This is a genomic window from Paraburkholderia strydomiana, from assembly GCF_031456815.1.
GTDB lineage: Bacteria > Pseudomonadota > Gammaproteobacteria > Burkholderiales > Burkholderiaceae > Paraburkholderia > Paraburkholderia caledonica.
On the sequence record NZ_JAVDVL010000016.1, the window covers coordinates 76884 to 102725 of the forward strand.

Genomic DNA, 25842 nt, shown 5'->3' on the forward strand with positions numbered 1-25842 from the left:
CCGCCGCGATCTACGTGGTCGGCGACGAGTCGCTCGTCGGCGGATGCTCGCCGGGATCGGGCGGCAGGGCAGTCAACAGACGCGGCCCATGCTGCGCGCCGGCTATCCAGCCCGCTTGCCAGTCGGCCTCGCCGACCGGTTGCGCGGCCAGTATCACGAGGCCATGCGCCGCGACTTCGATATCCAACGCGGCGAGCCGGTGCGGCGCGCTTTCCGTATCCGCAGTGTCTAACAGCACGTGCCATTCCAGGTGCGGCGCAGGGGGCGTAAAACGCAGCCCTTCCGCACTCGCGTTGAGCATCATCAACAATACTTCCGTTTCGCCATTCAGGCCCGGACCCGCACGCCGCAATGTGAATGCGCGCCCTTCAGGGTCCTGCCAGGCTTCGATCGTCAGCGGGTCGCCTTTCTCGTCGAACCAGCCGATGTCGAAAAGCCCCGGCAACACTTCACGGTCGCCAAACAGAAAACGCGTTTCGCGCAGCAGCGGATGCCGTTTGCGCAGCGCGATCACGCGCGCCACGAATTCGGTCATCTGGCGGCCGTCCGGCGCTTGCGCGGCTTCCCAGTTGATCCAGGACAGTTCGTTATCCTGGCAGTACGCATTGTTGTTGCCGTTCTGCGTGCGCAACAATTCGTCGCCGGCGAGCATCATCGGCGTGCCGAGTGCGACGAGCAGCGTGGCCATCATCGAGCGCGCCACGCGTTTTCGGGTTTCGAGAATCGCCGGGTCGTCGGTCGGTCCTTCCACGCCCCAGTTGCTGCTGCAATTCTCGTTGTGACCGTCGTTGTTGCCTTCGCGATTCGCCTCGTTGTGCTTGTGCTCATACGCAGTAATGTCGGCAAGCGTAAAACCGTCATGCGACGCGACGAAATTGATCGACGCCCACGGCTTCCTGAAACGCCGGTTGAAGAAATCGGCGGAACCGGTCAGGCGCGCAGCGAGATCCGGCCGCAGGCCCGCGTCGCCACGCCAGAAACGGCGCACGGTATCGCGGAAACGGTCGTTCCATTCGCCAAAACCCGGTGGATGATTGCCAAGCTGATAACCGCCCGGACCGATGTCCCACGGCTCCGAAATCAGTTTGCGTTGCGAGAGGATCGGGTCCTGGCGCAGCGCATCGAAGAAGCCCGAGCCCGGATCGAAACCATGCTGCTCGCGCCCGAGCGTCACGCCGAGATCGAAACGGAAGCCATCGATATTGAAGGCCGTCGACCAGTAGCGCAGTGAATCCATCACCATTTGCAGTACGCGCGGATGCGGCAGATTCACCGTGTTGCCGCAGCCGGTGTCGTTGATATGGTGCCGTTCGTCGCCGGGAATCAGCCGGTAGTAGCTTGCGTTGTCGAGGCCGCGCCATGAGACGGTCGGGCCCATTTCGTTGCCTTCGCACGTGTGGTTGTACACCACGTCGAGAATCACTTCGATGCCGGCCGCGTGCAACTGGCGCACGGCAATGCGCATTTCGTCGAGCCGGTGCGTGCTGAGATACGACGGCTCGGGCGCGAAGAATGCCGCTGTGTTGTAGCCCCAGTAGTTGCGCAGGCCGCGTTCAACCAGAAAGCGGTCGTTCAGAAATGCATGTACGGGAAGCAATTCGACGGCGGTCACACCGAGCTTCAGCAAATGCTCGATAAAGTCCGGCGACGACAGCGCCGCGAACGTACCGCGTTCATGCTGACGCAAATCGGGGCGCAGCATCGACGCGCCGCGCACATGCGCTTCATAAATAATGGTTTCGCCCCACGGCACATCAGGGCGCTTGTCGTGCGACCAGTCGAACGCTTCGTCGATCACGACGCACTTAGGCATCGCAGGCGCGGAGTCGCGCCGGTCGATTGAAAGATCCGCGCGATTCGAATGCACGCGATAACCAAACAACGCATCCGACCAGCGGAACTGGCCGACGAGCTTGCGCGCGTACGGATCGAGCAGCAGCTTGTGCGGATTAAAACGATGCCCATGCTGCGGCTGATACGGACCGTGCGCGCGAAAGCCGTAAGCGGTGCCCGGATGCGCGTTAGGCAGATAGCCGTGCCACACTTCGTCAGTGCATTCGGGCAGCGGGTAGCGCTTGATCTCCTTGCGACCCGTGGGATCGAACAGGCAAAGCTCGATTTTCTGCGCGTTCGCCGAGAACACTGCAAAGTTGACGCCAAGGCCGTCCCAACTGGCTCCGAGCGGATACGGCGAGCCAGGCAGAAGCCGGTCGGGCATTGCATGCGACATGGTTCCGCTTCCTTGTTCTGTTTGATGCAGCGCTAGCGCGGGCCTTCATGCAACGAGCGCGCGGCCGGTTTTCACGCGGCCGCGCGCTCGCTTCGGCACGACCGGGCGGCGCCCGATCGCACCCGGTTCCCTGTCAGTCTCCGCTCAATCGGCTCGCAGCACGATCGTCGCTAGCGGCGGCAAGGTCAGGGAGGCCGAATGCGGCCAGCCGTGGCTCTGAATCGCCTCGGTATGAATAAGACCGCCGTTGCCCATATTCGAGCCGCCGTACACGCCTGCATCCGTATTGAGCACTTCCGACCAGCGTCCTTCGCGCGGCATGCCGACGCGGTAACCGACGCGCGGCACCGGCGTCATGTTGCACACCACGACCAGTTCGCGGCCCGCCCCGTCCGTGCGGCGATACGCGAACACGCTGTTGGCGCTGTCGTCGCCCACCAGCCAGTCGAAGCCGCCTGGCTCGCTGTCGAGCAGATGCAGCGCCGGTTCGTGGCTGTACAAACGGTTCAGGTCGCGGACCAGCAACTGCACGCCATGGTGATGAGCGTCGTCGAGAAGATGCCAGTGCGGGGACGCGTCATGATTGAATTCCGCGATCTGACCGAATTCGCCGCCCATGAAAAGCAGCTTCTTGCCAGGGTGCGTCCACATGAAGCCGAAATACGCGCGCAGATTGGCGAACTTCTGCCACGTGTCGCCGGGCATCTTGCCGAGCAGCGAGCCTTTGCCGTGCACCACTTCATCGTGCGAGAGCGGCAGCACGAAGCGCTCGGAATACGCGTAGACCATGCCGAACGTCATGTTGTGATGGTGGTACTGCCGATAGACGGGATCTTCCTGCATGTAGTGCAGGGTGTCGTGCATCCAGCCCATGTTCCATTTGAAGTTGAAACCCAGGCCGCCGTCTTCGACGCGCGCCGTCACGCCTGGCCAGGCGGTAGATTCCTCGGCGATGGTGATCGCGCCGGGCACGCCTGGCACGTAGCCCACTTCATGATTGAGGCGCTTCAGGAACGCGATCGATTCGAGGTTTTCGCGCCCGCCGTAAATATTCGGCACCCACTCGTCGGCGGCGCGCGAATAGTCGCGGTAAAGCATCGACGCAACGGCGTCCACGCGCAGGCCGTCCACGTGATAGCGCTTCAGCCACGCGAGGCCCGAGGCCACCAGGAACGCGCTCACCTCGTTGCGGCCGAGGTTGTAAATCATCGTGTTCCAGTCCTGGTGATAGCCCTCGCGCGGGTCGGCATGTTCGTAAAGCGGCGTGCCGTCGAACTCGACGAGGCCGTGCGCGTCGTTCGGGAAATGCGCGGGCACCCAGTCGAGAATCACACCGAGTCCGGCCTCGTGCGCCTTGTTGACGAAGGCGGCGAACTGCTCCGGTTTGCCGAAGCGCGCGGACGGCGCAAACTGCCCAAGCGGCTGGTAGCCCCACGATCCGCCGAACGGATGTTCCGCGACCGGCATGAACTCCACGTGCGTGAATCCCATGGTCTTCACATAGGGAATCAGGCGCTCGGCGAGTTCTTCCCAATTGAGGCCGCGCTGACCTTCTTCGGCGATGCGCAGCCACGATTCCGCATGCACCTCGTAAATGGAAATCGGCGAGCGCGGCGTCTGCTTTTCGCCGCGCGACTGGATCCATTCGTGGTCGCTCCACGGAAACTGTTCGATCTCGTCGACATGTGCGACAACCGACGCCGTGCCTGGCGGCTTCTCGGTCTGCATTGCGCAAGGGTCGGCCTTCAGCGGCAGCGGATGGCCGTCGCGTGCGAGCAGCTCGTATTTGTAGCGCGTGCCCGGCCCGACCCGCGGCACGAACAATTCCCACACGCCCGCCTGATGACGCAGGCGCATCGGATGACGCCGGCCGTCCCACGCGTTGAAGTCGCCCACCACGGAGACGCGCCGCGCGTTCGGCGCCCATACGGCAAAGCGCACGCCGGGCACGCCGTCCACTTCCATCGGACGCGAGCCGAGACACTCGAGCACGGCATAAGGATCGCCGCCCGCGAGACGCCCGAGCGGTTCATCGCCGAGAACGGGGCCGAACGAATACGTGTCCTCGATTTCCTGCTCCGTGCCATGCCAGTCGATACGCAGACGGTGCGGCACCGCCGCGCTCACGCGGCCCGCAAAAAGGCCCGGACGCAACTCCTGAAGTTCGCCGAGCAACGAGCCGTCGGCGCGCGAAATCACGCTGACGTGCGCCGCATTCGGCAACAGCGCGCGCACCACGGGACCACTGTCCGTGTGGTGCAGGCCAAGCTGCGAGAAAGGATCGGGGTGACGCGCTTCGACGAGCGCATCCATATCGAGCGGCTGGAGGCCTGCGGCCGGATCGTGTTCACTCATAGTCGCCCTCGGCCGGATGAGGCGGTGTGGCGGCGTCTTGCGCCTGGGTTGACGGATCGTGCGACGTGGTTTTGTCGCCGAGCAAACGGCCTGCGAGCGCGGCTAGTCCGCGCACCGGCAAGCTGAGCCATGCCGGACGGTTGGCCGCTTCATAGCGGATTTCGTACGCAGCCTTCTCGATCAGGAACAGATCGAGTAGCGCCTGTTCCGCCTCCGGCGCGACGAGCGGCGTCGGTGCTTCGGCGGTGGCCGCGCGGTATTCCTTCAGGAATGTTTCCGTGGCTTGCACGCGGAAACGGTCGAACAGGGAACGTTTGCGATCCGCGGTCTGCTGCGGTGCGCTTTCCATGGTGGACTGCGCCGCGGCGCTCGCATACGACAACGAACGCATCAGGCCGGCCACGTCGCGCAGCGGGCTCGACTTCTGCCGACGCTCTTCGAGTGAGCGCGCCGGCTCGCCTTCGAAGTCGATCAGATAGGCGTCGCCCTGTGCGACCAGCACCTGGCCCAGATGGAAGTCGCCGTGAATGCGAATCCGCTGCGCTTGCGTGTCGGGCGAAACCAGTTTGTTGACGGCCTCGACCAGCGCGGCACGCCGGTCGACCAGGCTTTTCGCGAGGGCTTTCGTCTCCGCATCGAGCATCTGGTCGACGCGCGGCGCGAGCAGGTCGAGCGCGCTCGCGAGCATCGACTGCGTGCCGTCGACCCATGCCTTCACTTGCTCGGCACTTGCCTGTTCGGGTGCGAACGCCGGGTCGTCGGTCGGCGAGGCGAGCGCGACGTGCAACTGTCCAAGGCGCCTGCCGATGATGCCGGCCAACGACGAGTAGCCTTCCAGCAGAAGAGTTTCGTTGCCGCGGTCGGGCGTCGACGACGCGTCGGTATCGACGGCGATCGCGAGTTCGTCCACCGAGCGGCGCAGATGATCGAGCGACCAGTTCCAGGCATCGCCCTGGTTATCGACATAGCCTTGCAGAATCGCGAGCGTATGCGGCACGCCCTCGGGATCGACGCGCACCACTTCGCCAAAGAGCGGCGCGGTGTTCGCATAACCGAGCTGCGTCAGATAGCGGCTGATCTCCGCTTCCGGATGAATCCCGCTCACGAGGCGCCGCACCAGTTTCAGTACCGCAGCGTCTGCAATGATGAGCGAACTGTTGCTTTGCTCCGCCGCGAGCCAGCGAATTTCCGGACGTTCGCCGAGATTTTCGAGTTCAGCGAAACGCTCCGTCGGAATGAACCTGATCTCGCTTTTCTGCACGGTCGGTATGACCGCGCGTTCGCGCAACTTGCGCATCACGCCGTGCGCGAAGATCGGCAACGCAAATGCGTCGGTCAGATGCCCGACGTTGCGGCCGCGCCGCACACGCGCCAATGCAAGTTGAAGGAACAGCGGCGTGGTCGTCTCGCCACCCCAGGTGATTGCGATCGGCACCACATAACGTTCGGTGTGATCGCCGACGTCCGCTTCAATCTCGGTAAAGGCGAAGCCTCCGTTGGGGATCGTGGTCAACGCGGCGAGCCGGACCGCATGCATCTTCTGATCCTTCGATGCAAACCAGCGCCGGCGGCTCAACCACGAAGGCAGCACTTCGGATTCGAGGAGCCGCACGTTTTCGGGCGTCGGTCCGACCTGGCCCTCGCGTATCACGATCGTGACGAATTCGGGCAACGGCTCGGGGTGCGCCTGCGACCAGGTCGGACGCTGTCCACCTGGACACAACATGAACCACAGGAAGCCGTACGGCGGGAACGTCAGCAGGTAAGTCAACTGGCCGATTGGGGGGAACACGGAATCGGCGGTCATTTCAATCGGCACCGAGCCGTTGAATTCCGACAGGTCGAGTTCCACCGCTTGTGGTGCGCGTGACAGATTCGCGACGCAAAGGATCGGCGGCTCGTTGGGCATCTCACGTAGATACGCGAGAATCTTGCGATTCTCCGGCTTCAGGAAGCGGATCGTGCCGCGTCCGAAAGTCTGTTTCGCGCGACGCGTGGCCAGCATGCGCCGGGTCCAGTTGAGCAGCGAATGCGGATCGCGGCTTTGCGCTTCGACGTTGACCGCGTCGAAGCCGTAAAGCGAACCCATCACGGGCGGCAATACAAGTTGCTCAGGATCGGCGCGCGAAAAGCCGCCGTTCCGGTCCGACGACCATTGCATCGGCGTGCGCACACCGTCGCGGTCGCCAAGGTGGATGTTGTCGCCCATGCCCAGTTCGTCGCCGTAATAGATAACGGGCGTGCCCGGCATGGACAACAGCAGCGAATTGATCAACTCGATGCGGCGGCGGTCGCGCTCCATCAGCGGTGCGAGGCGGCGGCGAATGCCGAGGTTGAGGCGCGCGCGGCGATCGCTCGCGTAGGTATTCCACAGGTAGTCGCGCTCGGAATCCGTGACCATTTCGAGCGTCAGTTCGTCGTGATTGCGCAGGAAAATGGCCCACTGATTCGTTTCGGCAAGGTCCGGCGTTTGCCGCATGATGTCCGTGATCGGAAAGCGGTCCTCGCTCGCAATGGACATGTAGATGCGCGGCATCAGCGGGAAGTGGAACGCCATGTGGCATTCGTCTTCGTCGCCGAAATATTCCTTCACATCTTCCGGCCACTGGTTCGCTTCGGCGAGCAGCATACGGTTCGGATATTCGGCGTCGATAGTCGCGCGAATCTTTTTCAGAATGGCATGCGTTTCCGGCAGATTCTCGTTGTTCGTGCCTTCGCGTTCGACCAGATAGGGCACCGCGTCGAGCCGCAGCCCGTCGATACCCATGTCGAGCCAGAAGCGCATGATCTGCAACACCTCGCGCAGCACGGCCGGATTGTCGAAATTCAGATCGGGCTGGTGCGAGTAAAAGCGGTGCCAGTAGTAAGCGCCCGCGACCGGATCGTGCGTCCAGTTCGACGGCTCCGAGTCGATGAAAATAATCCGTGTTTCCTGATACTTCTGGTCGGTATCGGACCACACGTAGAAGTTGCGATGGTTCGAGCCCGGCTTTGCGCGGCGCGCGCGCTGAAACCACGGGTGCTGATCCGACGTGTGGTTGATCACGAGCTCGGTAATCACGCGGATGCCGCGCGCATGCGCCTCCTGAATGAAGCGCTTGACGTCGGAAAGCTGGCCGTAGTCAGGATGCACGTTACGGTAATCGGCAATGTCGTATCCGTCGTCGCGACGCGGCGACGGATAGAACGGCAGCAGCCAGATCGCATTCACGCCGAGTTCGGCGATGTAATCGAGCTTGGCGATCAGGCCGGGAAAATCGCCGACGCCGTCGTTGTTCGCATCGAAGAACGACTTGATGTGCACCTGGTAGATGATTGCGTCTTTGTACCAGAGCGGATCGTCGCTCAATGTCGCGGGCTTGCCGCGGCGGCGCGCGCGAGCTTTTGTTGCGGTGGCGGTTGCCGTGCTTGCCTGGGCTTCCGACGTGCCTTGTGAGGGATCGTCACGCTTCATATCGCACCTTCCGTCGGGGTAGGGTTGCCAGCGTCTGCGTGAAGGTCGCTGGTCGAATCGCTGTCGGCTTCATCGGGACGCTCTGCGGGCAGGCCGCCGAGCGGCGCAATGCGCCAGATAGAAAAAGGCTGGCCCGGGCCGAGCCGCACATGTTGCCAGCGGCCGTGCCATGTGAAACGCGCGCCTGTCATCTGATCGGTCACTTCGAGCGCGCCCTGATCGTGCAGATTCCAATTCTGGAATGTCTCCCGCGACAATTCGATGTCCGCGCCCTGTTCGTTGAACGGGTCGAGATTGATGGCGACGACAATCACGTTGTCGCGCGTTTCGGTTGCCTTCTCAAAGAATAGAATGTTGTCGTTGTGCGCGGGCAGGAACGTGAGGCCGAGGTGCGTTTGCAGCGCGGGATTCGCGCGGCGAATGCGGTTGAGCGCGGCGATCTCCGCCGTGATGTTGCCGGGCCGGTTCCAGTCCCACGCGCGCAACTGATACTTCTCGGAATCGAGATATTCCTCGCTGTTCGGCAGCGCAGCCGCCTCGCACAGTTCAAAGCCGCTATACACGCCCCACAAGCCGGCGAGCGTGGAAGCGAGCGCCGCGCGAATCAGAAAGCCGGTGCGTCCCTGCGATTGCAGATGGCGTGGGTTGATGTCCGGCGTATTCACGAAGAAGTTCGGCCGATAGAAGTCACGTGCGCTGGTTTGCGTGAGGTCCGTCAGATACTCGATGAAATCGCGTTTCGACTCGCGCCACGTGAAATACGTGTAAGACTGCGAGAAACCGATCTTGCCGAGCCGGTACATCATGCGCGGACGCGTGAATGCTTCGGCGAGGAAAATCGTGTCCGGATGCCGCGCACGCACGTCGCCGATCACCCATTCCCAGAAGGGCAGCGGCTTGGTATGCGGGTTGTCGATGCGGAAGATATGCACGCCCGCGTCGATCCAGAACAGAAACACGTCGCGCAATGCGAGCCACAGGTCGGGCTTCGCGTCGTGCGCGTAGAAGTCGGGATTGACGATGTCCTGGTACTTCTTCGGCGGATTTTCAGCATATCGCAGCGTGCCGTCGGGACGCCACGCAAACCACGTGGGGTGCTCCTTCAGCCACGGATGATCCGGCGAGCACTGCACCGCGAAGTCGAGCGCGATTTCGAGGCCATGCGCGTGCGCGGCGGCGAGCATCTTCTTGAAGTCGTCGAGCGTGCCCAGTTGCGGATGCACGGCGGTATGTCCGCCTTCTGCCGCGCCGATCGCATACGGACTGCCTACGTCGCCGGGCTGTGCGTTCAGCGTGTTGTTGCGGCCCTTGCGATTCGACACGCCGATTGGATGAATCGGCGGGAAGTACAGCACGTCGAAGCCCATGTCGCGAATGCGCGGCAGCTTGGTCGTGACATCGGCGAATGTGCCGTGGCGCGATTCGTCGTCGCTCATCGAGCGCGGGAAGATTTCGTACCAGCTTGCAAAGCGCGCGGCGGTGCGCTCGGCGTCGATCTTGTATGTCACTGGATCGCGACTCAGGAACGGACGATGCCGCGCGGCGGTCATCGCCTTCCTGGTGCCGGCATCCAGAAGCAGTTTGAGCTTCGTTTCGGCGTCGGTCTTGGTGAAATGCTCGACGATATTTTTAAGCGGTTCGATGACCGCACCTTCGGTCGTTTCGACTTCGGCCAGCACGAGCGCGAACAGATGCGCGGCTTCGTCGAGTTCGGTCTCGACGGTTTGGCCCGCCTTCAACTTTTTCTCGACATGTTCGACGAGCGAAGCGAAGTCGTCGCGCCAGGCGATCACGGTGAATTCGTGACGTCCCATGCGATCGAGCGGAATGCGCGCCTTCCAGATGTCGAGACCCGCGGGCTGCGCCGGCGCCATCAGCACTTCGTGCCAGGTGTTCTCGTCGGCGGCACGCCACAGCACGGCGGCGGCGATCTTGTCGTGTCCTTCCGCGAAAATCGCGGCGCTGATTTCAGCGCGCTCACCCACGCTTCGCTTGGCGGGGAAGCGGCCATTGTCCACAGAAGGCGTCACGCTTTCGATCGCCACGCGCGGCGCGTTGATCGCTTCGATCACGGTCTTGCGACCGCTACGCTTGCTGTTGGGCTTGTCGATGGGCGGCGCAAGACAAATCGGCTTCTCCGCCAGGGCCTGGAAGAGGCGCACAGCGCCGGGTGCGAGCGCGAACGGCGTCAAAGCCGCAGGCGAGGCACGGCCTGGCGCATCGAGAGGGACAAAGCGCGTGAAATTGCCGGGCACGCTGGCGAGAAAACGCGCCGGATCGACGCGCACAGGCGCGCCGAGTTCCGGATTGATTGCGATGAGGACCGCCTCGGCGGCATCGCGCAGGTCGGGTTGATCGGCGCGCAGCAGCACCGCGGCGGGTGCGCCAGGCCCGCTCAACGCGCGCAATTCCCCGTTCGCGTGCAGCGCTCTTGACGTGCGTGCAAGTTCGTTGGCGCGCGTGATCTGCGGCGTCAGGTCGAATTTTTTCGCCTGGCAAGCCAGTGCGAATTGCGACGCGTCGCCTCGCGTTTGCGACATCGGTTCGCTCACGCCGTATTCGAAGCCCATGGGCATCAGCCAGCCGGTGCCGATGGCGGACGCCGCGTACAGCGCGCGGCGATACGCGCGTTCGACGATGCTCGAATCATGCGGGTCGCTCAACTCGGCGGCGAGGCGCGTGCCGTAAGGCGCTTCGGGAAACGCAATCGGTCCGCCGATGCGCGCGAGCACCGCATGCTCTTCCACCATCCAGCTCGCGCGATAGTCCCACCAGCGCACCGACGAGAACACGCTGTCGAAGCCCGCGCCCTGAAGACCGATCAGATCGCCGCGGGCAAGGCCTGGCGTTGCCGCGAGAAATCGCACGTCGGGATGCGCGGTGCGCACGGCGTCGCGCAAATGCCGCCAGACCTCGGCGGGTACGCGATGCGGAGAATCGAAGCGGAAACCGCCAATGCCGGCGTCGGCAAGCGCCAGCAGCTGCTGCGTCCACCAGTCGGCTAGCGCGGCACGCGTGTCGGCGTCATTGAAGTTCGCATAGGCGACGTTGTCCTCACGATGCACATGCCGCGGGTCTAGCCGCGCCTCTTCGGATTCCAGCGGATGGAACCAGTCCGCATGCTCCGCGTAGAGTGCGCCATCGGCGGCCACCCGGTCGATCACCAGATCGACCAGCAACGTGAGGCCTTGCTGACGCGCCCCGCCTGCGAGAGTGCGGATGGCGTCGACGGCGGGCTGTTCGGTTTCAAACACGGGATGCAGCCGCGCATGGTTGCCGACTACCTGCCCGTGGCTCGCCCGGCCCGGTTCGAAGAGGCTGCCGATCAACGCGTGATCGAAGCCCAGTGCGGCCGCGTGGGCGAACTGCGCGGGCCACGCGTCAAGCGGTCCAACCAGAAGTGAATGAAAAAAATAGATCCGCGGCGCGTACCCGTTTGGAGATTCCATCGGTCGTTTCCAGATTTGTCCTGCTGCGGTGTGGATGCAAGTGACATGCGATCACAGCGCTCATTGGGCTTCCAGAGCCGGAGGCCGCGCGGTCCGTAGACTGTGGCGCGTACTGGTCAATGTAGTGCAAAGATCGTCACGCCGCTGGCCAGTTACAGGTGCACAGACGCCAGGCGTCGGGGCGGGCCGGCCAGAACCGTCTGCGGAGGTCAGCAAGGCTTGTGCCACTGAATTGACGCGACTGGCAGTGCAGGGCGACGGAGTGCCCTTATGGGAAGGTGTGCGGCAACGAAGTCGGCGCGCCGCTGGTGAGGGCTGCGGGCACGTGTAAAACGGGCCGCGGTGGTCCGCGTTTTACACGAGATCTGCGGTGGGACGGGCAATAGCCGTCATTGGGAGCGGCACGCGCGACTCACAGCTCGGCGAGGCGCACGCGTCGTATTGGTGCGTGCGCGCCTTCGAGCAGTGGCGAACCTCAGGAACCGAGAAGGCCCGCCGCGATGTTCACGCACAAGCCGAGCACGGCGACGTTGAAGTAGAACGACAAAACGGATTGTGCGAGCGCGGCCCGGCGAATGGGACGTGAGCGCAGCACGACATCCGAGGTTTGCGAGGCAACCGCGATCGTGAACGAGAAGTAAAGTAAGTCCCAATAGTTCGGCGTGAGCGAATGATCGGGAAACAGAAGCGGCGTCTCCTGTACGTCGGTATCGTAGTAGAGCCGGGCGTAGTGCTGGGTGAAGATGGTGGGAATCAGGAACCACGCGCCCATCAGCGTGAGGCCGGTCAGCGCGTAGTGCCATACCGTCGACGCTCCCGCCGTGCCCTTCGCCGAGGCGAGTTCCAGCACGATCGCGGCAATGCTTGCAATGGTCGCCATGCAGATCACGAACAGTACGACGCCGGCGTTCTCGTCGTCACGGCGCGCGGAGTCGCGCACGCGGCCTGCATCGGCGGCGGCCATGTGCGCCCAGATCAGCACCAGGTAAGTCCACACCGTAGTGTCCCAACCGACCAGCACGCGGACCATCGGACGCATGTGTTGTGGCGTCAAGATGGCGACGACGACGCCGACCGCGAGAGCGATCAGCATGCGCGGACGATTGCGAAGCGTTTGCGGATAATATTTTATGAGCATGGAAGGAAAGCGGAAGGCGGGCGTGTCGCGGATTCTACTCGTCTGCGTGCGTCGATTGATGAACGGGGCGCGTCGCACTCACAGCCGCTTACAACGGCTTTGCGAGCGCCTTTCAGTCGAAGCCCGGATGCAAGCTCGCAGCACTGGTGCGCGCAACTTTCAGTGGCCAATCCAGGTCGGATTGCTGTTCGCGCGCGCGTGACAGCGGCTTGCGGGCAACATGAGTTGTCAAAACGCGAAGCCAGCAAGACCGCGCCCGCAAACAGGCTGTTTTCGGCAAACTCTGCCGCGTACGCGCGGGTTTTTGCGTGGTTTACTGTCAACTTTGCGCTTTCTCCTGCCGCGCTACGAGAGGCAGCGCTCATACGCATTGGAGATTGCGCATTATCATGAACGTATGGCTTCCGTACTCGACACCTCTGTTCAGCACCATTCGGCGAACCGGAGCGGCCGCGACTTCGTAGTCGGCGACTTGCACGGTTGTGTCGACGCATTGCGCTATCTGCTGCGCCTCGTCTCGTTCGATCCTGCATGTGACCGGCTCTTTTCAGTCGGCGATCTGGTGGATCGCGGCGAGCATTCCGAACAGGCGTTGGCTCTGCTCGACAAGCCCTGGTTTTTCGCCGTGCTCGGCAATCACGAAGACGCGCTGTGCGCCGTCGCCGATGGCCGGTTGCGGCGGCAATGGTGGTACGGCATTGGCGGCGCGTGGGCAGCGAATCTGCCCGACGAGAGTTTGCGTCGCTATGCCGAGCGGCTGCGCACGCTGCCGCTCGTGCGCGTGGTGGGCAGCGGCCCTGAACGTTTCAATGTTCTGCATGCCGAATTTTTCGGCACTGACGCCGAACTCGATGCCGGCAATTTCTCCGCGGACACGCGCCAGCAATTGCTGTGGGGACGTGATCTCGCGATGGGCAACGGCGATCCGCAGCGGCAGCGTGGTTTGTCGCTCACGTACTGCGGCCATACTCCGATGCGCGACATCAAGCAGGTCGGCGCGCAGGTGTTCATCGACACGGGCGCATTTGGCCCGGGCGGCAGGCTGACTATCGTCGAGCCGCGAGCGCTGCGGCGCTGGTCGATTTCAGTGGAAGAAGCGCGCGCCGAAGGCGCGGCGGCGCTGGCGCTGCCCTGACGAGGCGCTTATCGAGGCGCCCATCGAGGCGCTCTCAGCCGACCTGGTTGAGCTCGAACACCATATCCACGCTCGTGCCGTTCCAGTTGTATTCCAGATACGCCGCGTGGTGACAGTCGCGCAACAGCGTTGTCCTGAATGCAGCGAGGCATTCGCCTTCAGTATCCCGCACCGATGGATACGCGATGCCCGGCGCTCCCGCCTCACGCACTGCACGGCCGAGCGATTGGCCGGCGAGGTAGTCGTCGGGAGAGAGCACTGCGAGATCGAGCTTCGGATCGCCGCGAAGGTCGACCACTTCCCCTTGGGCCACGACGGTATAGAGGCGCATTTGCTGACGCATTGGCGGCTCCGCGGTGGCTTCCAGAAATCTGGCCGTGTGATACCGCGTTTCGGCGATGGCCGTGACGCGCGAACGGGCGCAGTAAAACACGCCGTAGGTGCCGTCGGAAAATCTGCTGCCTAGCGGATTCAGATGCGTGAGCGCGGCCATGATCGGTCCGTAGCCCGGACCAAAACGGCGTTCTTCACGCGGCACGAGATCGAGTTCTCCGACTTCGGTGCGCAGACGGTCGTTGGTCATTGCTTCGAGCGCGTATAACGCGTCGAAATCTTCCGGCGATGCAACCCGATCGAACAGATTGACGGCCGGAAAGCGAGTGGGAATCACGCGATACGCGGGCGACCAATCCAGAGGCGCGCTGCGCCAGCGGTCCTGCCAATGCGGTTCTGTCACGCCCAGCCGCCTCGCATTGCGTCGAGATACTGGCGCACGGCCACGAGGTCGCTGACATTGCCCGCCAGCATGCGGTCCAGCGCGCGACGGCCGCCAAACGGAGGTGCGCTGTTAGGGCGTTTGATCCAGGTGTCCGCTGTGCCCGGTTGCGGCAACAGGATTTGCAGCGCCTTGTAGATGCCGAGCAGCAGAGACAGGCGCTCCAGCGTATCGCGACCGACGCGCGCCGTTTCCGGCGCCTGCTTCCACTTGAAAAAAGTGGAGCGGCCTGGCGAACCGAGCAGCATGATCTGCTCGTCGGCGCTCAGATCCCAGTCTTGCGCAATTCTGAAGAACGCGCGCAAACCCGCCGCAGACATTTCTGCAAACGATGGTTCCGAAGTCGGCCGATGCAGAGGTGCTTCGGGCTGGGTGGCGCGGGCGGCATGAGCCATGAGCGGGTAAGTCCTTATATGTACTTATTGCCTATGCTAGTCCAAATATGGATTTTTGCAAGGGAATATAATCCCGGCTCGTCACGAAAGTCAAAGATTCAGGAGATGCGGCAGATGTGGTTTCGAGCAGTAGCAACGGCGGTCGCCGTGTGGTGTACGTCTGGAGCGGCCATCGCGGCCGGTTATACAGAAGTGTGGAATCCGCCTGAGGTGAGCGCGCATGGCAAGCACGGCGCGGTTTCCGGGCAGTCTGTGCGAGGTGGAAAGGGTGCTTCGAAGTCGGCGACCGCGGCCGGTCACCTGGAAAAGTCGACCGATCACGGCGCTAGCAAACCCGTGGCGGCCACGGGCGCCAACAAAGCCTCTCACACGGCGCAAGGTAAGTCGAAGCAGAAGGTAGCGGTCGCCGCCTCAGGGACGAAGGGCCGCGCCCAAGTGGCACAGACTCAACCCGCGCAGTCGAAGGCAACGCACGCCGCTACGACCCAAAGTCACGCCGCCGGGGACGGCGCGATGAGCGACAACGGGAGCAAGCGAAGTGCGGCGAAAACATCGGCGACGATCGCGCCTCATGCCTCCGCGCCCTCGCCAAATACCAGCGCTAATCAGACGGCAGCAACCGCGGACCCGGCAACAGCCCGCAGCGGCTCACTTCCGCCGATCTTGCACTGAGTCGGCCAACCGCTAATTGCCAACGCAGCCACAACGCGTTCCGTAGCAAGCTCACCCGCTCGCCAGCCCGTTCGTCACGAGCCGCAGCGTTTCCTTTGAGCGCTCGTCCCGCACGCGGGAGTGCAGCGTCACGCGAGACTCCGGCAGTCGCGGCAGCCCAAGCCGCCCGCCGACATCGATCAAACCGCGCGGCGCGACTCTGCGCGCAAGTGGCGACACCGCGAGTCCCGCAGCCACCGCCGCGCCGACAGCCGCGACGCCGCCACCGACGAAGACCTCCTGCCACGCCACCGACGCCTCCGTCAGCGTACGCAGCGCGACATCGCGCACGTTGCACGGCGGGCTCAACAGCGCGAGCGCCAATGGCTCGCCCATCCGCGGCAGCCATGCCGGCGTTGCCAGCCATTCGAGCGGCTCGCTGAACAACACCTGAGCGTCGTCGCGCGGCGGTTCGTCCGCGCCATACCGGATGATCACCGCATCGAGACGGCGTTCGTCGAAATGGGCGAGCAACGCAGCGGACGTACCCAGGTGCAGTTCGACCACGAGCCCCGGGTCGTGCGCGTTCAGTCGCGCCAGCAGTTGCGGCAGGTCGGGCCCCGCAACGTGTTCGCTCAGGCCGAGCGAGAGCCGCCGACGGTCCACTGACAGCGACCCCAGCGCCCGTTCATGCGCGGTCAACAGATCGCGGGCAGCGCTGAGAAACGCTTTGCCGTCGCCGGAAAGACGCACCACGCGGGGCGTGCGCTCCAGCAACTGCTTGCCCAGATGCACTTCCAGGCGCTTGAGCTTGAGGCTGACCGCGGATTGCGTCGTGTCGAGCGCAGCGGCGGCGCGCGTGAAGCTGCAGAGATCGGCGACAAGTACGAACGCACGGACGGCGTCCAGATCGAGGACTTTCATTTCGAATGAATATGGATGAAATAGCCAGCAATATCTGTTCATTATGAACCTGCCGGCCTAAGCTGTGTGCACGTATTCACACATTTGAGGAGTCAGTCATGCCGATTACCCGAATCGCTTTGCGCGCCGGCAAGCCCGCCGAATATCGGAAGGCAATTGCGGACAGCACCCAGCGGGCGCTCGTTGCCACATTCAACGTGCCGAAGGACGACATCTTCATGTTGATCACGGAGCACGAAGCGGACAACTTCGTGTACGACAACCAGTACCTGAATGTGCAGCGAACCGACGATCTCGTGATGATTCAGATAACGCTGAACAACACGCGCACGCTGGAGCAGAAGAAGGCGCTCTACAAGCGCATGGTCGATGAGTTGCACGAGTCGCCCGGGCTGAGGCGAGAGGATGTGCTGATTAACCTCGTCGAAGTCCTGAAGGAGAACTGGTCGTTCGGCAACGGGATCGCTCAATACGCGCTTTGAGCGGCGGCGCTCGCTTCAACCGATGCGGTCCGGGCGGCGCGGCAGTGTTACCTTTCGGCTTGCCTGGCTAGCGTAGCCTTCAGCCTCCGAGGGGCGCAGCACCGGTCGCTATAATGATCCGCTGTTCCCGATCATTCACTGACCGCTCCTCGCCATGGCACCCGAGCTCAACGATCCGTCTCACGAACCGCTGGAAGTCGGCGGTTCGGTCTGGTTCCAGGCGGGCGCCAATACGCTCGGCGGCGCGTCGCGAATCGCGCTTCTCGCGGCGATCGGCGAAACCGGCTCCATCACCAGCGCGGCGAAGGCCGTCGGCATGAGCTACAAGGGCGCGTGGGACGCCGTCGATGCAATGAACAATCTCGCCGGCGAGCCGCTCGTCGTGCGTCTGACTGGCGGCAAGGGTGGCGGCGGTACCACGCTGACGCCGCGCGCATTCAAGCTCATCGAAACATTCCGCGCGGTAGAGCGCGAACATCGGCGCTTTCTCGAGCGGGCGGGCGCCGCAATCGAAGGTTTCGCGCCGGACTGGGATCTGATCGGCCGCATCGGTGTAAAAACGAGCGCACGCAATCAGCTGTACGGCACTGTGGCGCATATCGCGCGTGGCACGATCAACGACGAAGTCTCGCTCGCGCTCCCCGGCGGCCACACGATCGTCGCCGTCCTCACGCACGAAAGCACTGAATCGCTCGGCCTTGCAGTCGGCTCGGCGGCGTTCGCGTTGATCAAGGCGTCGTGGGTCGTGTTGCTAGTCGAACGGGAAAACAGCGCGCCGCTGAAGCTTTCTGCGCGCAACCAGCTGCGCGGCATCGTGCAAAGCGTGAAGCGGGGCGCGGTCAGTGCCGAGGTGTCGCTCATGCTGGAAGGCGGCGCGATCATCACCGCCGTGGTCACGAACGAGAGCGCCGAATCACTCGGTCTCGCACAAGGCGCGAGCGCCGTCGCGGCATTCAAGGCGTCCAGCGTGATTCTCGGCGTGAAAGACTGAGCGTTCGTGCGAGAGAGAGCAAGGCCAAGGGCGCGCGCCGATCAGGTTTCGCTGCGTGCGTAGCCGCTGAATGCCTGATTTTCGCGGACGCGGCCGTCGCTGATCTGCACGACCTGATCGCCGAAGGCGGCCACGTCGTCGGGATCGTGCGTGATAAGCACCATCGGAATATCAAGCCGTGTCTGCAAGTCGGACAACTCCAGCCGCATGCGCTGACGCAGCGTGCTGTCCAACGCCGAGAACGGCTCGTCCAGCAACAGCAGTTGAGGTTGCGCGACGAGCGCACGCGCCAGCGCGACGCGCTGTTTCTGTCCGCCCGAAAGTTGCGCCGGATAATTGCCGGCGACACCGCGTAACTCCAGCGCGTCGAGCCAGTAATCGATCTGCGCATGGCTGCTGCGCGCACGCGGATTGAACCAGCCGCGCTGCAAGCCGAAACCGATGTTTTGACGCACGTTCAGATGCGGAAACAGCGCGTAGTCCTGGAAAAGGTACGCGACCTTGCGCGCCTGCGGCTTCAGATCGACATTGAGCTTGCTGTCGAACAGCGCATTGCTGTGCAGCGTGATCTTGCCTTCGTCGGGACGCAACAGGCCGGCGATCGCCTGCAACGTCAGGCTCTTGCCCGCGCCGGACGGGCCGAACAGCACCACGCGCTGCGTGGTCGCAGTGAAAGCGACGTCGAGCGTGAAGCGGCGTTCGGCGCTCACGAATGTCTTGTGGATGTCGACTTCGAGCGGCATATCAGCGGGAAACCAGAAGCGTGCGCTGCGGCACGAGGCGGCCGGCGAGCAGCAGGATCACGACGCACGTCACCGAGGTCACGATCACGAGGAAGTTCGCCGTGGCGTCGTCGCCCGCTTGCACAGCTGAGTAGACCGCGACCGAAAGCGTCTGCGTGCGGCCCGGCAGGTTGCCCGCGATCATCAGCGTGGCACCGAATTCACCGAGCGCCCGCGCGAAGGCGAGCAGGCCGCCGGCGAGAATTCCGCGCGCGGCAAGGGGCAGGCTCACGCGAAAGAAAACCGCCGTTTCGCTGACGCCGAGCGTGCGCGCGGCGCGTTCGAGTTGGGGATCGACGGCTTCAAAGGCGGCGCGCGCCGATTTCAGCACGAGCGGGAACGCCACCACCGTCGACGCGATCACCGCGCCTTGCCAGGTGAACACCAGCTGAATGTCGAAGCGGTCGAGCCAGGCGCCGATCACACCGCGTCGCCCGAGCAGGACGAGCAGGTAGTAACCGAGCACCGTGGGCGGCATGACGAGCGGCAGCGTCAGCAACGAATCGACGACGTCCCGCGCTCCCGAGCGCCAGCGCGACAGGCCGAAACCGGCGGCAACACCGAACACCAGATTCAGCGCGGTCGCCCAGCCTGCCACTTTGAGTGACAGCATCAGCGGAATCCAGGCTTGTTGCATGATCGTCTGCGGTCCGTTGTCGACGTTGATGGAGGTGGAGCGATCCGGACGTTAGTGGGCCGGTTTGAAACCGTACTTCGCCAACACCGCCTGGCCGGCCGGCGACAAAACGAAGCTCACGAAGGCCTGCGCGTCCGCTGCATGACGGCTGCCCTCCACTTGCGCGATCGGGTAGGTGATCTGGGTTTGCGTCGGCACCGTCAGCGCGACCTTCACGTTGCCGGGGACGATGGCGGCGTCGGTGCCGAACACGAAACCGGCGTCCACTTCACCACGCGACACATAGTCGAGGCTTTGACGCACGTTCGCCGCCAGCACGGCCTTGGCGCTCACGGCATCCCACACGCCGGCGGCTTGCAACGCACCTTGCGTGTAGCGGCCAACCGGCACGGAGGCCGGATCGCCATACGCAATCCGTTTCACATTCGACGACGTCAATTCGTTGAGACTGGACGGCGCAAAACGGCTGTCCGCCGGGACGATCAGAACGAGCGAATTGGCAGCGAAGTCCTTACGCGTGGCCGGTACGATGACTTTCTCCGCCGCGGCCTTGTCCATGGTCTTCTGGTCGGCCGACGCAAAAACGTCGGCGGGCGCGCCTTTGACGATTTGCTGCATCAGTACGTCGGACGCGCCGAAATTCAGCAGAACCTTGGTGCCGGCGTGCTGCTTTTCGAAGGCTTCGCTCACAGCGGTGAACGCATTCGTCAGGCTCGCGGCGGCGGACACTACCAGTTCATCGGCGCGGGCGTTGACGCTAAAGACAATAGAGACCGCGCTGGTCATGAGCAGCGCTTGTTTCAGCAGGCGGCGGGACAGTGTCATGAACGTGTGGAAGTCCGGCGCGCGCCGGACGGTGATTGGAAACCCGTATCGTAATATAGACGAGGTTATAGCGCTGGCGCGACGAGCATGCCGCCGCGCGAAGAAGGCGGATGGCGAGGCAGAAAACGGCTTAGGCGTTCAGAGAGCGCGGCGGCGCGAGGCTGTTTCGCGTCTGCGAGAGCGGCGCGGCGGCCGGCCGGACGTCGCGCACGGCCTTCCACTTCGCGCGGATGAACGGCCGGTCGTGGCCGGAGACTTTCAGCGCGATGTGCGTCACCCAGCGCTGAGTCGGCACGTGAACGCCGTGCATCAGCACGGCAAGCGCCATCAGACTGACCGCGACCGGGAGCACGGAAAGGCGCTCAGGGACGGCGTTCCAGGCCATCCGCACGAACAAAAGCGCGGCTAGCGCGCCGACGAGACACCCAGTGATTGCTTCCGAAGGCGAGTGCGCGCTCAGCACGACGCGCGACAACCCAACCGCCATTCCGGCAGCCAGCCCGAGTACAACGCCCAGCACGCGGACGGGCGGCCGCGTGCGCAAAAGCATCAGGAACAGGGCGACGGGATAAACGGCCGTCGAGAGCATGGCGTGGCCACTGACGCCCGTGAAATCGAACTCGCGCACCCCTACGCCCCAGCCGAGGAACGCCAGCTTCGTGACCGTCACGACGCCGATTGCCGCGCCGAGCAGCAACAGCCAGCCGGCCGCCATGCGCCACGTGTAGCCGACCCCGAGCCACAGCGCGATGGCGAACGCTAGCGGCAGCGTCATGCCGGCGCCGCCGAGGCTGGTGATCGAGTACCACAATTGGGCTGGCAGGTCGGGCATCGAGAAAAGGCGGTCAGAGCCGCATAGAATCATTGATATCTCACTAACGCGCGAGCGAGGCAAAGCGCCGACGCGTTGGGGTAAGCGCCTAGTATAGACGGCGCCTGCCGACGGCTCGCGGCGCGCAGACAAGCTTTTTGCTTGGGGATGTTAGGCGGCTAACAGGCGCCAGCAGCCTTTAATGGCGGTCGGGGACAAGGTTTGGTGCGGCGAGCGATGCCGGCGGACTCGCCAGGCGGCTCCTGCATCGCCTGAGGATTGATGTTATTGTGCATTGCACAAGAAACGCATGTGCGTTCGTCAATCCTGCCCTTTTTGCGAGGTTCAGCGCCGATGGCAAAAAGTCTATCGAAAATCTGGCTACGCGGCCTCAAGCGCCTGCTCGCTATTCAGACCGAGCGCGCCCACACGACCGCCAAGCGCGCCACTAAGCGCCCGACCCGCGCGGCGTCCAGCAAGCCGTCGACGAAGGTTCGCCCGCTGAAGTCTGCCGCGCTGCGTTCGCCCGTCAAACGCGAAGCGCCGCACGCGGCCGCACGCGAATCGCGGGTGCGCCCACGGGCGGCCGCCTGGGCGAGCGGATCGTGGACGCGTTCGTTCCATTCGGCGCCTGCGGCGCCCGGCCGGCTGGTTAATCATCTTCAATACGGCCTCTACGTTCCGTCGGGCCACGCTCTCGAAGCCATGCCGCTGCTTGTGATGTTGCACGGCTGCACGCAATCCATCGACGAATTCGCGCAAGGCACACGGATGAACGTGCTGGCGGACCGCTACGGCTTTGCTGTCGTTTATCCGGAACAGTCGAAGCATGCGCATTCGCACCGGTGCTGGCATTGGTACGACTCGGGCGAAAGCGCGGGTGGTGCCGAGGCGCGGGCGGTGGTGTCGCTGGTCGATGCGCTGGTCGCCCAGCATGGTTTCGACAGCGAGCGCGTTTATGTGGCTGGAATTTCTGCGGGGGCAGGGCTCGCGGCTCTGCTGGCGCTGCGTTTTCCGGACCGCTTTGCGGCGGTCGCGCTGCACTCTGGACCTGCTTTTGGCGAAGCCCGCTCCGGCATTACGGCGATGGACGTGATGCGGCGCGGCGCGCGGCGCGATCCTGCTGAACTCGTCGATGAGGTGGCGGACGTTGCGCATTATCCGGGCATGCCGGCGCTCATCATCCACGGCGACGCCGATCATGTGGTTGCGCCGGTCAACGCCGACCAGCTTGCGACGCAATTTTTGCGTCTGAATAGGATGATCGATCCCAAAGGCGCGCGCAAATCCGGCGAAATGCGCGAAGAGCGCAAGGGCGGCATGACGCTGCGCGACTATTTCCGTAGCGGCCGGCGCGTCGTTCGCGTGTGTCACGTGCAAGGCGTCGCGCATGCCTGGAGCGGCGGAGACGACTCTGTGCCGTTTCATTCCGCGAAGGGCCCGGACGCCAGCGCCATGGTGTGGGAGTTCTTCAAGCACCAGCGGCGGGTGGGCGCGGGCGTCGCCGAGAGCACTTCGGCCGACGCCTCTGCGTACGCACGGTGACTTTTGAGCAACAGCCGAAAATGAATGTTGGCGTAATCCTAGGGTTTTCCCTATAATACGGGTTATCCCCTAGGTGTTAATGCCTACACTCATTGCCGAGGTTCTCATCATGTACCTGCTTACCCGCCTGTTCCTGTTTCTGACCAAGTCGCCCGAACAACTCGCAAAAGAACGCGCTGACGCGTTCCTGGCCGAAGCGACCGACCTTTACGACCTCGAGTTCCGCATGCGCAAGCTCGATCGCGACGCGAACTTTCGTCAGCCGTCGTGGATGAGCCAGCACTAAGCTGCGCTGTAATAAAGCATCGGCGGTAGCAAAGACGCCGGTGCTGGCGAAGGGCTGAGCGTCGGTCTAAGCCAGTAGCGCTACTACAAAAACTCGCTTTCCGGCTGCGTCACTAGACGCGGTGAGCGTGTGCTCACTTTCCGAATCGAGCTAGCGTCCGGGCTCTCGCCTGAGCGTGGTCGACAATCGGCTCCGGGTAATCCTTGCCTAACACAACGTCGTATTGTGCGAGCCGATCCGCGCCCGCCAGCCACGGCGCGTGGATCCATTTGGCCGGCAGTTTCCCCAACTGCGGCAAATAGCGTTTGATGAACCGGCCGTCGGCATCGAATTTCTCCGATTGCGTGACTGGGTTGAAGATCCGGAAATAGGGCTGCGCGTCGCATCCTGTGGAAGCCGCCCATTGCCAGCCGCCATTATTTGCCGCGAAGTCGAAATCGTTCAGTTGATCGGCGAAATAGCGCTCCCCGAGCCGCCAGTCCACGCCTAGGTCTTTCACCAGAAAACTCGCGGTGACCATGCGCAGACGGTTATGCATGTAGCCGGTGCTGTTCAGCTGCAACATGGCCGCGTCGATCAGCGGATAGCCGGTGCGGCCTTCGCACCATGCGGCGAACGCTTCATCCGCTTCCGGGCCCTGCTCCCAACGCAGACGGTCGTACTCTTCCTTGAACGACGCGCCGCTAGCCAGCTTCGGGTGATGCGACAGGATCATGAAGTAGAAATCCCGCCAGATCAGTTCCGAGAGCCACGTGGCCGAGCCTTGGCCGTCCGGTTGCAGAGACATCTCATGAGCGAGCCGCGCGAGCGTGCGAATCGACACGGTGCCAAAGCGCAAATGCACCGACAGATAGCTAGGACCCTTGGCCGCCGGAAAATCTCGCCGTTCTGCGTAGCTGTCGATACGCGTGAGAAAGTCGTCGAGCAGCAGCCGCGCGCCGCTCATGCCGGTGGGCAACTCGAGCTCTCCGAGATTGCTGGGCGCGAAGCCCAGTTGATCGAGCGTCGGTAGATGCCGGTCTAGTTTTGCCGGCAGCTTGGCTAGGTGGCCTGCGTAGGTTTCGACCGGATAAGGCTTCAGATCGAAGCTTGTCAGTTGCTTGAGCCACGCGTTCTTGTACGGCGTGAAAACCGTGAATGGCTTGTTCTGGCCAGTCAACAGTTCGGCGCGCTCGAAAATCACCTGATCCTTGAAAGTCAGCCATTGGCGTCCTGCATCGGCGAGACGCTCGCGCATGTTCTCGTCCCGCTCGATCGCGGCGGGTTCGTAGTCGTGGTTCGCAAATACCGCATCGACCTGCAACTCATTGGCGAGCTTCGGCACCAGATCGACCGGATCGCCGCTCAGCACGACGAGCCCGCCACCCTGAGCGCGCAGCGCGTCGTCGAGTTCGCGCAGTGACGCAAGAATGAACTCGACACGGCGATCTTCCGCCTGCGTGCCCGGATGACGCGTCAACCACTTATCAATCAGCGGTTGCAGGATCGTCGTATCGAACACGAACACGCACCACACGCGCTCGCAATGCTTGAGCGCATAGTACAGCGCGGCGTTATCGGTGCTGCGCAGGTCACGGCGAAACCAGACCAGGCCGGTGTCGAAGGTGTCGTTCAGTCGTCGGACGCGTGTCATCGGCAAGTTGAGATGTAAATGGCTGCGCGCCCGCCCTCGGCGTCGAGGGCGGGCGCGGATGAGCCGGCAGTTAAAGTGTCGCGTTTCCCGGCGAGCCGTGAGCGATCCGCCGACCTGGCAGCTTACGCGACTTGCAGACGAACTGCGACGTTGTTGCGCGTAGCGTTCGAGTACGGGCAAACCTGGTGAGCGGCGTCGACCAGTTCTTTAGCTGCATCTGCATCCAGACCCGGCAGCGAGATGCGAAGATCGATGTCCAGTGCGAAGCCGCCCTTGTCGTTCGGACCGATGCCGACTTCTGCGGTGACCTGAGTATCGGCAGGCAGCGTCTGCTTGTGCTGACCCGCGACAAACTTCATTGCGCTGAGAAAACATGCCGAATAGCCAGCGGCGAACAACTGCTCAGGGTTCGTGCCGGCTGCGCCGTTGCCGCCCAATTCGCGCGGCGCAGCGAGCTTAACGTCCAACGCATTGTCCGACGATACTGCACGGCCGTCGCGGCCACCGGTGCTCGTTGCACTTGCTTTGTAGAGGATGTTCATCGCGCTGCTCCTTGATCTGGGTTTGGGAAGATCTGCATGTTGCCGCTTCACGCTACCTGCCGTTGTGGCGCGGTGCCAGTGAAGCGGCATGTGATAAATATAGTACACAAATCATTTGTGTACAAATGAAATTTTGCATGGCGTCGATAGCCAGCGTTTGCACCGGCGCGTCTAGTTATCCATGTAGTCGTTAAGCGTGGTGCGCAGGCGAGTCAGATCGTCGCGCAAACGCAGCAGGAATTCGGGCGTCTGTTGCGTGGCGCAAAAGATTTCGGCGGGCACCTCGCGGGCCTGACGCTTGAGCGCTGCGCCGGCCTTGGTGAGCCGAACGTAGACGAGACGTTCGTCTTCCACTCCCCGCACCCGTTCCACCAGACCTTGCGTCTCGAGGCGCTTGAGCAGGGGCGTGACAGTTGCCGAATCGAGGTTCAGGCGCGCGGCCATACGCTTGACCGTGACGTCGTCGCTTTCCCATAGCACCAGCATCGCCAGATATTGCGGATACGTGAGACCGAGCTTGTCGAGAAGCGGCTTGTAGGCCTTGGTCATCGCCAGCGACGTGGAGTAGAGGGCGAAGCACAGTTGCTCGTCGAGCGTGAAGGGCAAAGCGGGGCGCTGGGTCATGATGCATCTCGTGTCAAAGGAGTGCACGCAAATAGATTGAGTGCAAACCATTGTGCCGCAAATCGGCGCACATTGACGACTATGAGATGTAAAGGCGGACTACGAGAAGCAGGCGCCGCGGTGGACGCAGCGCCGCCAAACAAGCAACAGAGCGCCCGCGCCGCGAGCGGCGATTGGC

The 25842-nt window shown here is 63.2% G+C and carries 20 protein-coding genes; 5 read left to right on the forward strand and 15 right to left on the reverse strand.

What is annotated here, in order from left to right:
* Positions 1-10: 10 nt before the first annotated feature.
* The 5 genes from glgX to J2W46_RS30070 all read right to left on the reverse strand — a co-directional run bounded on the left by glgX (position 11) and on the right by J2W46_RS30070 (position 12626).
* Positions 11-2230 (reverse strand): glycogen debranching protein GlgX, encoded by a 2220-nt coding sequence (glgX, locus tag J2W46_RS30050; protein ID WP_020071038.1) that lies wholly within the window; start codon positions 2228-2230, stop codon positions 11-13.
* Positions 2231-2374: 144 nt separating this feature from the next.
* The gene (gene glgB, locus J2W46_RS30055; protein ID WP_310358804.1) at positions 2375-4585 is read right to left on the reverse strand and encodes a 1,4-alpha-glucan branching protein GlgB; all 2211 of its coding nucleotides are present in this window, start codon (positions 4583-4585) and stop codon (positions 2375-2377) included.
* The gene (gene treS / locus J2W46_RS30060; protein ID WP_204523781.1) at positions 4578-8039 is read right to left on the reverse strand and encodes a maltose alpha-D-glucosyltransferase; all 3462 of its coding nucleotides are present in this window, start codon (positions 8037-8039) and stop codon (positions 4578-4580) included. The genes glgB and treS overlap by 8 nt, the downstream gene beginning before the upstream one ends.
* A complete protein-coding gene (locus tag J2W46_RS30065; RefSeq protein WP_310358809.1) occupies positions 8036-11488 on the reverse strand; it encodes a maltotransferase domain-containing protein in 3453 nt (1150 codons plus the stop codon). Before J2W46_RS30065 ends, treS begins: the two co-directional genes overlap by 4 nt.
* A gap of 475 nt (positions 11489-11963) precedes the next feature.
* On the reverse strand, positions 11964-12626 hold the full coding sequence (locus J2W46_RS30070) for a DUF1345 domain-containing protein (protein ID WP_020071034.1): 663 nt from the start codon (positions 12624-12626) through the stop codon (positions 11964-11966).
* 397 nt (positions 12627-13023) lie between these two features.
* Between J2W46_RS30070 and J2W46_RS30075 the strand changes: the two genes are divergently transcribed.
* A complete protein-coding gene (locus tag J2W46_RS30075) occupies positions 13024-13761 on the forward strand; it encodes a metallophosphoesterase (protein ID WP_020071033.1) in 738 nt (245 codons plus the stop codon).
* A gap of 34 nt (positions 13762-13795) precedes the next feature.
* On the opposite strand, the gene J2W46_RS30080 is transcribed toward J2W46_RS30075, so the two are convergent.
* From J2W46_RS30080 to J2W46_RS30090, 3 genes are all read right to left on the reverse strand, one after another.
* Positions 13796-14497 (reverse strand): RES family NAD+ phosphorylase, encoded by a 702-nt coding sequence (locus tag J2W46_RS30080; protein ID WP_088176547.1) that lies wholly within the window; start codon positions 14495-14497, stop codon positions 13796-13798.
* Positions 14494-14931, reverse strand: a complete 438-nt coding sequence (locus tag J2W46_RS30085; RefSeq protein ID WP_088176546.1) for an MbcA/ParS/Xre antitoxin family protein — start codon at positions 14929-14931, stop codon at positions 14494-14496. Before J2W46_RS30085 ends, J2W46_RS30080 begins: the two co-directional genes overlap by 4 nt.
* A gap of 723 nt (positions 14932-15654) precedes the next feature.
* Positions 15655-16506: a LysR family transcriptional regulator gene (locus J2W46_RS30090; protein ID WP_310358813.1), complete on the reverse strand. Its 852-nt coding sequence runs from the start codon at positions 16504-16506 to the stop codon at positions 15655-15657.
* A 98-nt stretch (positions 16507-16604) separates the two neighbouring features.
* Here J2W46_RS30090 and J2W46_RS30095 point away from each other — a divergent pair, with 98 nt between their 5' ends.
* On the forward strand, positions 16605-16988 hold the full coding sequence (locus tag J2W46_RS30095; protein WP_020071028.1) for a tautomerase family protein: 384 nt from the start codon (positions 16605-16607) through the stop codon (positions 16986-16988).
* A gap of 154 nt (positions 16989-17142) precedes the next feature.
* Complete coding sequence (locus J2W46_RS30100) at positions 17143-17979, forward strand: TOBE domain-containing protein (RefSeq protein ID WP_310358816.1); 837 nt, start codon at positions 17143-17145, stop codon at positions 17977-17979.
* A 41-nt stretch (positions 17980-18020) separates the two neighbouring features.
* Here the strand turns inward: J2W46_RS30100 and J2W46_RS30105 are convergent, their stop codons facing one another.
* From J2W46_RS30105 to J2W46_RS30120, 4 genes are all read right to left on the reverse strand, one after another.
* A complete protein-coding gene (locus J2W46_RS30105; RefSeq protein ID WP_310358819.1) occupies positions 18021-18722 on the reverse strand; it encodes a sulfate/molybdate ABC transporter ATP-binding protein in 702 nt (233 codons plus the stop codon).
* A gap of 1 nt (position 18723) precedes the next feature.
* On the reverse strand, positions 18724-19398 hold the full coding sequence (gene modB / locus J2W46_RS30110; protein ID WP_020071025.1) for a molybdate ABC transporter permease subunit: 675 nt from the start codon (positions 19396-19398) through the stop codon (positions 18724-18726).
* A 51-nt stretch (positions 19399-19449) separates the two neighbouring features.
* Positions 19450-20223, reverse strand: coding sequence for a molybdate ABC transporter substrate-binding protein (gene modA, locus J2W46_RS30115; protein ID WP_310358822.1), 774 nt, complete (start codon positions 20221-20223; stop codon positions 19450-19452).
* Between the two features lie 130 nt (positions 20224-20353).
* Positions 20354-21055 carry a phosphatase PAP2 family protein gene (locus tag J2W46_RS30120; protein ID WP_087752728.1) on the reverse strand — a complete coding sequence of 234 codons (702 nt, stop codon included), beginning with the start codon at positions 21053-21055 and terminating at the stop codon, positions 20354-20356.
* A gap of 333 nt (positions 21056-21388) precedes the next feature.
* On the opposite strand from J2W46_RS30120, the gene J2W46_RS30125 reads away from it, so the two are divergent.
* Positions 21389-22579: an extracellular catalytic domain type 1 short-chain-length polyhydroxyalkanoate depolymerase gene (locus J2W46_RS30125; RefSeq protein WP_310358826.1), complete on the forward strand. Its 1191-nt coding sequence runs from the start codon at positions 21389-21391 to the stop codon at positions 22577-22579.
* Between the two features lie 109 nt (positions 22580-22688).
* Positions 22689-22865 (forward strand): DUF3563 family protein, encoded by a 177-nt coding sequence (locus J2W46_RS30130; protein ID WP_084530981.1) that lies wholly within the window; start codon positions 22689-22691, stop codon positions 22863-22865.
* A 133-nt stretch (positions 22866-22998) separates the two neighbouring features.
* Here the strand turns inward: J2W46_RS30130 and J2W46_RS30135 are convergent, their stop codons facing one another.
* From J2W46_RS30135 to J2W46_RS30145, 3 genes are all read right to left on the reverse strand, one after another.
* Positions 22999-24498 (reverse strand): cryptochrome/photolyase family protein, encoded by a 1500-nt coding sequence (locus tag J2W46_RS30135; RefSeq protein WP_310358829.1) that lies wholly within the window; start codon positions 24496-24498, stop codon positions 22999-23001.
* A 122-nt stretch (positions 24499-24620) separates the two neighbouring features.
* Entirely contained in the window at positions 24621-25040 is a 420-nt protein-coding gene (locus J2W46_RS30140) for an organic hydroperoxide resistance protein (RefSeq protein WP_020071019.1), read from the reverse strand.
* Positions 25041-25211: 171 nt separating this feature from the next.
* Positions 25212-25664 (reverse strand): MarR family winged helix-turn-helix transcriptional regulator, encoded by a 453-nt coding sequence (locus J2W46_RS30145; protein WP_310358833.1) that lies wholly within the window; start codon positions 25662-25664, stop codon positions 25212-25214.
* Positions 25665-25842 lie beyond the last annotated feature (178 nt).

Bases quoted from the DNA above. Each gene is read 5' to 3' on its own strand.
- J2W46_RS30125 (WP_310358826.1), top strand. From the start codon at position 21,389: ATGGCAAAAAGTCTATCGAAAATCTGGCTACGCGGCCTCAAGCGCCTG.
- J2W46_RS30105 (WP_310358819.1), bottom strand. From the start codon at position 18,722: ATGCCGCTCGAAGTCGACATCCACAAGACATTCGTGAGCGCCGAACGC.
- treS (WP_204523781.1), bottom strand. From the start codon at position 8,039: ATGAAGCGTGACGATCCCTCACAAGGCACGTCGGAAGCCCAGGCAAGC.
- J2W46_RS30130 (WP_084530981.1), top strand. From the start codon at position 22,689: ATGTACCTGCTTACCCGCCTGTTCCTGTTTCTGACCAAGTCGCCCGAA.
- J2W46_RS30100 (WP_310358816.1), top strand. From the start codon at position 17,143: ATGGCACCCGAGCTCAACGATCCGTCTCACGAACCGCTGGAAGTCGGC.
- J2W46_RS30070 (WP_020071034.1), bottom strand. From the start codon at position 12,626: ATGCTCATAAAATATTATCCGCAAACGCTTCGCAATCGTCCGCGCATG.
- J2W46_RS30095 (WP_020071028.1), top strand. From the start codon at position 16,605: ATGCCGATTACCCGAATCGCTTTGCGCGCCGGCAAGCCCGCCGAATAT.
- J2W46_RS30135 (WP_310358829.1), bottom strand. From the start codon at position 24,498: ATGACACGCGTCCGACGACTGAACGACACCTTCGACACCGGCCTGGTC.
- J2W46_RS30085 (WP_088176546.1), bottom strand. From the start codon at position 14,931: ATGGCTCATGCCGCCCGCGCCACCCAGCCCGAAGCACCTCTGCATCGG.
- modA (WP_310358822.1), bottom strand. From the start codon at position 20,223: ATGACACTGTCCCGCCGCCTGCTGAAACAAGCGCTGCTCATGACCAGC.
- glgX (WP_020071038.1), bottom strand. From the start codon at position 2,230: ATGTCGCATGCAATGCCCGACCGGCTTCTGCCTGGCTCGCCGTATCCG.
- J2W46_RS30145 (WP_310358833.1), bottom strand. From the start codon at position 25,664: ATGACCCAGCGCCCCGCTTTGCCCTTCACGCTCGACGAGCAACTGTGC.
- glgB (WP_310358804.1), bottom strand. From the start codon at position 4,585: ATGAGTGAACACGATCCGGCCGCAGGCCTCCAGCCGCTCGATATGGAT.
- J2W46_RS30065 (WP_310358809.1), bottom strand. From the start codon at position 11,488: ATGGAATCTCCAAACGGGTACGCGCCGCGGATCTATTTTTTTCATTCA.
- J2W46_RS30090 (WP_310358813.1), bottom strand. From the start codon at position 16,506: ATGAAAGTCCTCGATCTGGACGCCGTCCGTGCGTTCGTACTTGTCGCC.
- J2W46_RS30075 (WP_020071033.1), top strand. From the start codon at position 13,024: ATGGCTTCCGTACTCGACACCTCTGTTCAGCACCATTCGGCGAACCGG.
- J2W46_RS30140 (WP_020071019.1), bottom strand. From the start codon at position 25,040: ATGAACATCCTCTACAAAGCAAGTGCAACGAGCACCGGTGGCCGCGAC.
- J2W46_RS30120 (WP_087752728.1), bottom strand. From the start codon at position 21,055: ATGCCCGACCTGCCAGCCCAATTGTGGTACTCGATCACCAGCCTCGGC.
- modB (WP_020071025.1), bottom strand. From the start codon at position 19,398: ATGCAACAAGCCTGGATTCCGCTGATGCTGTCACTCAAAGTGGCAGGC.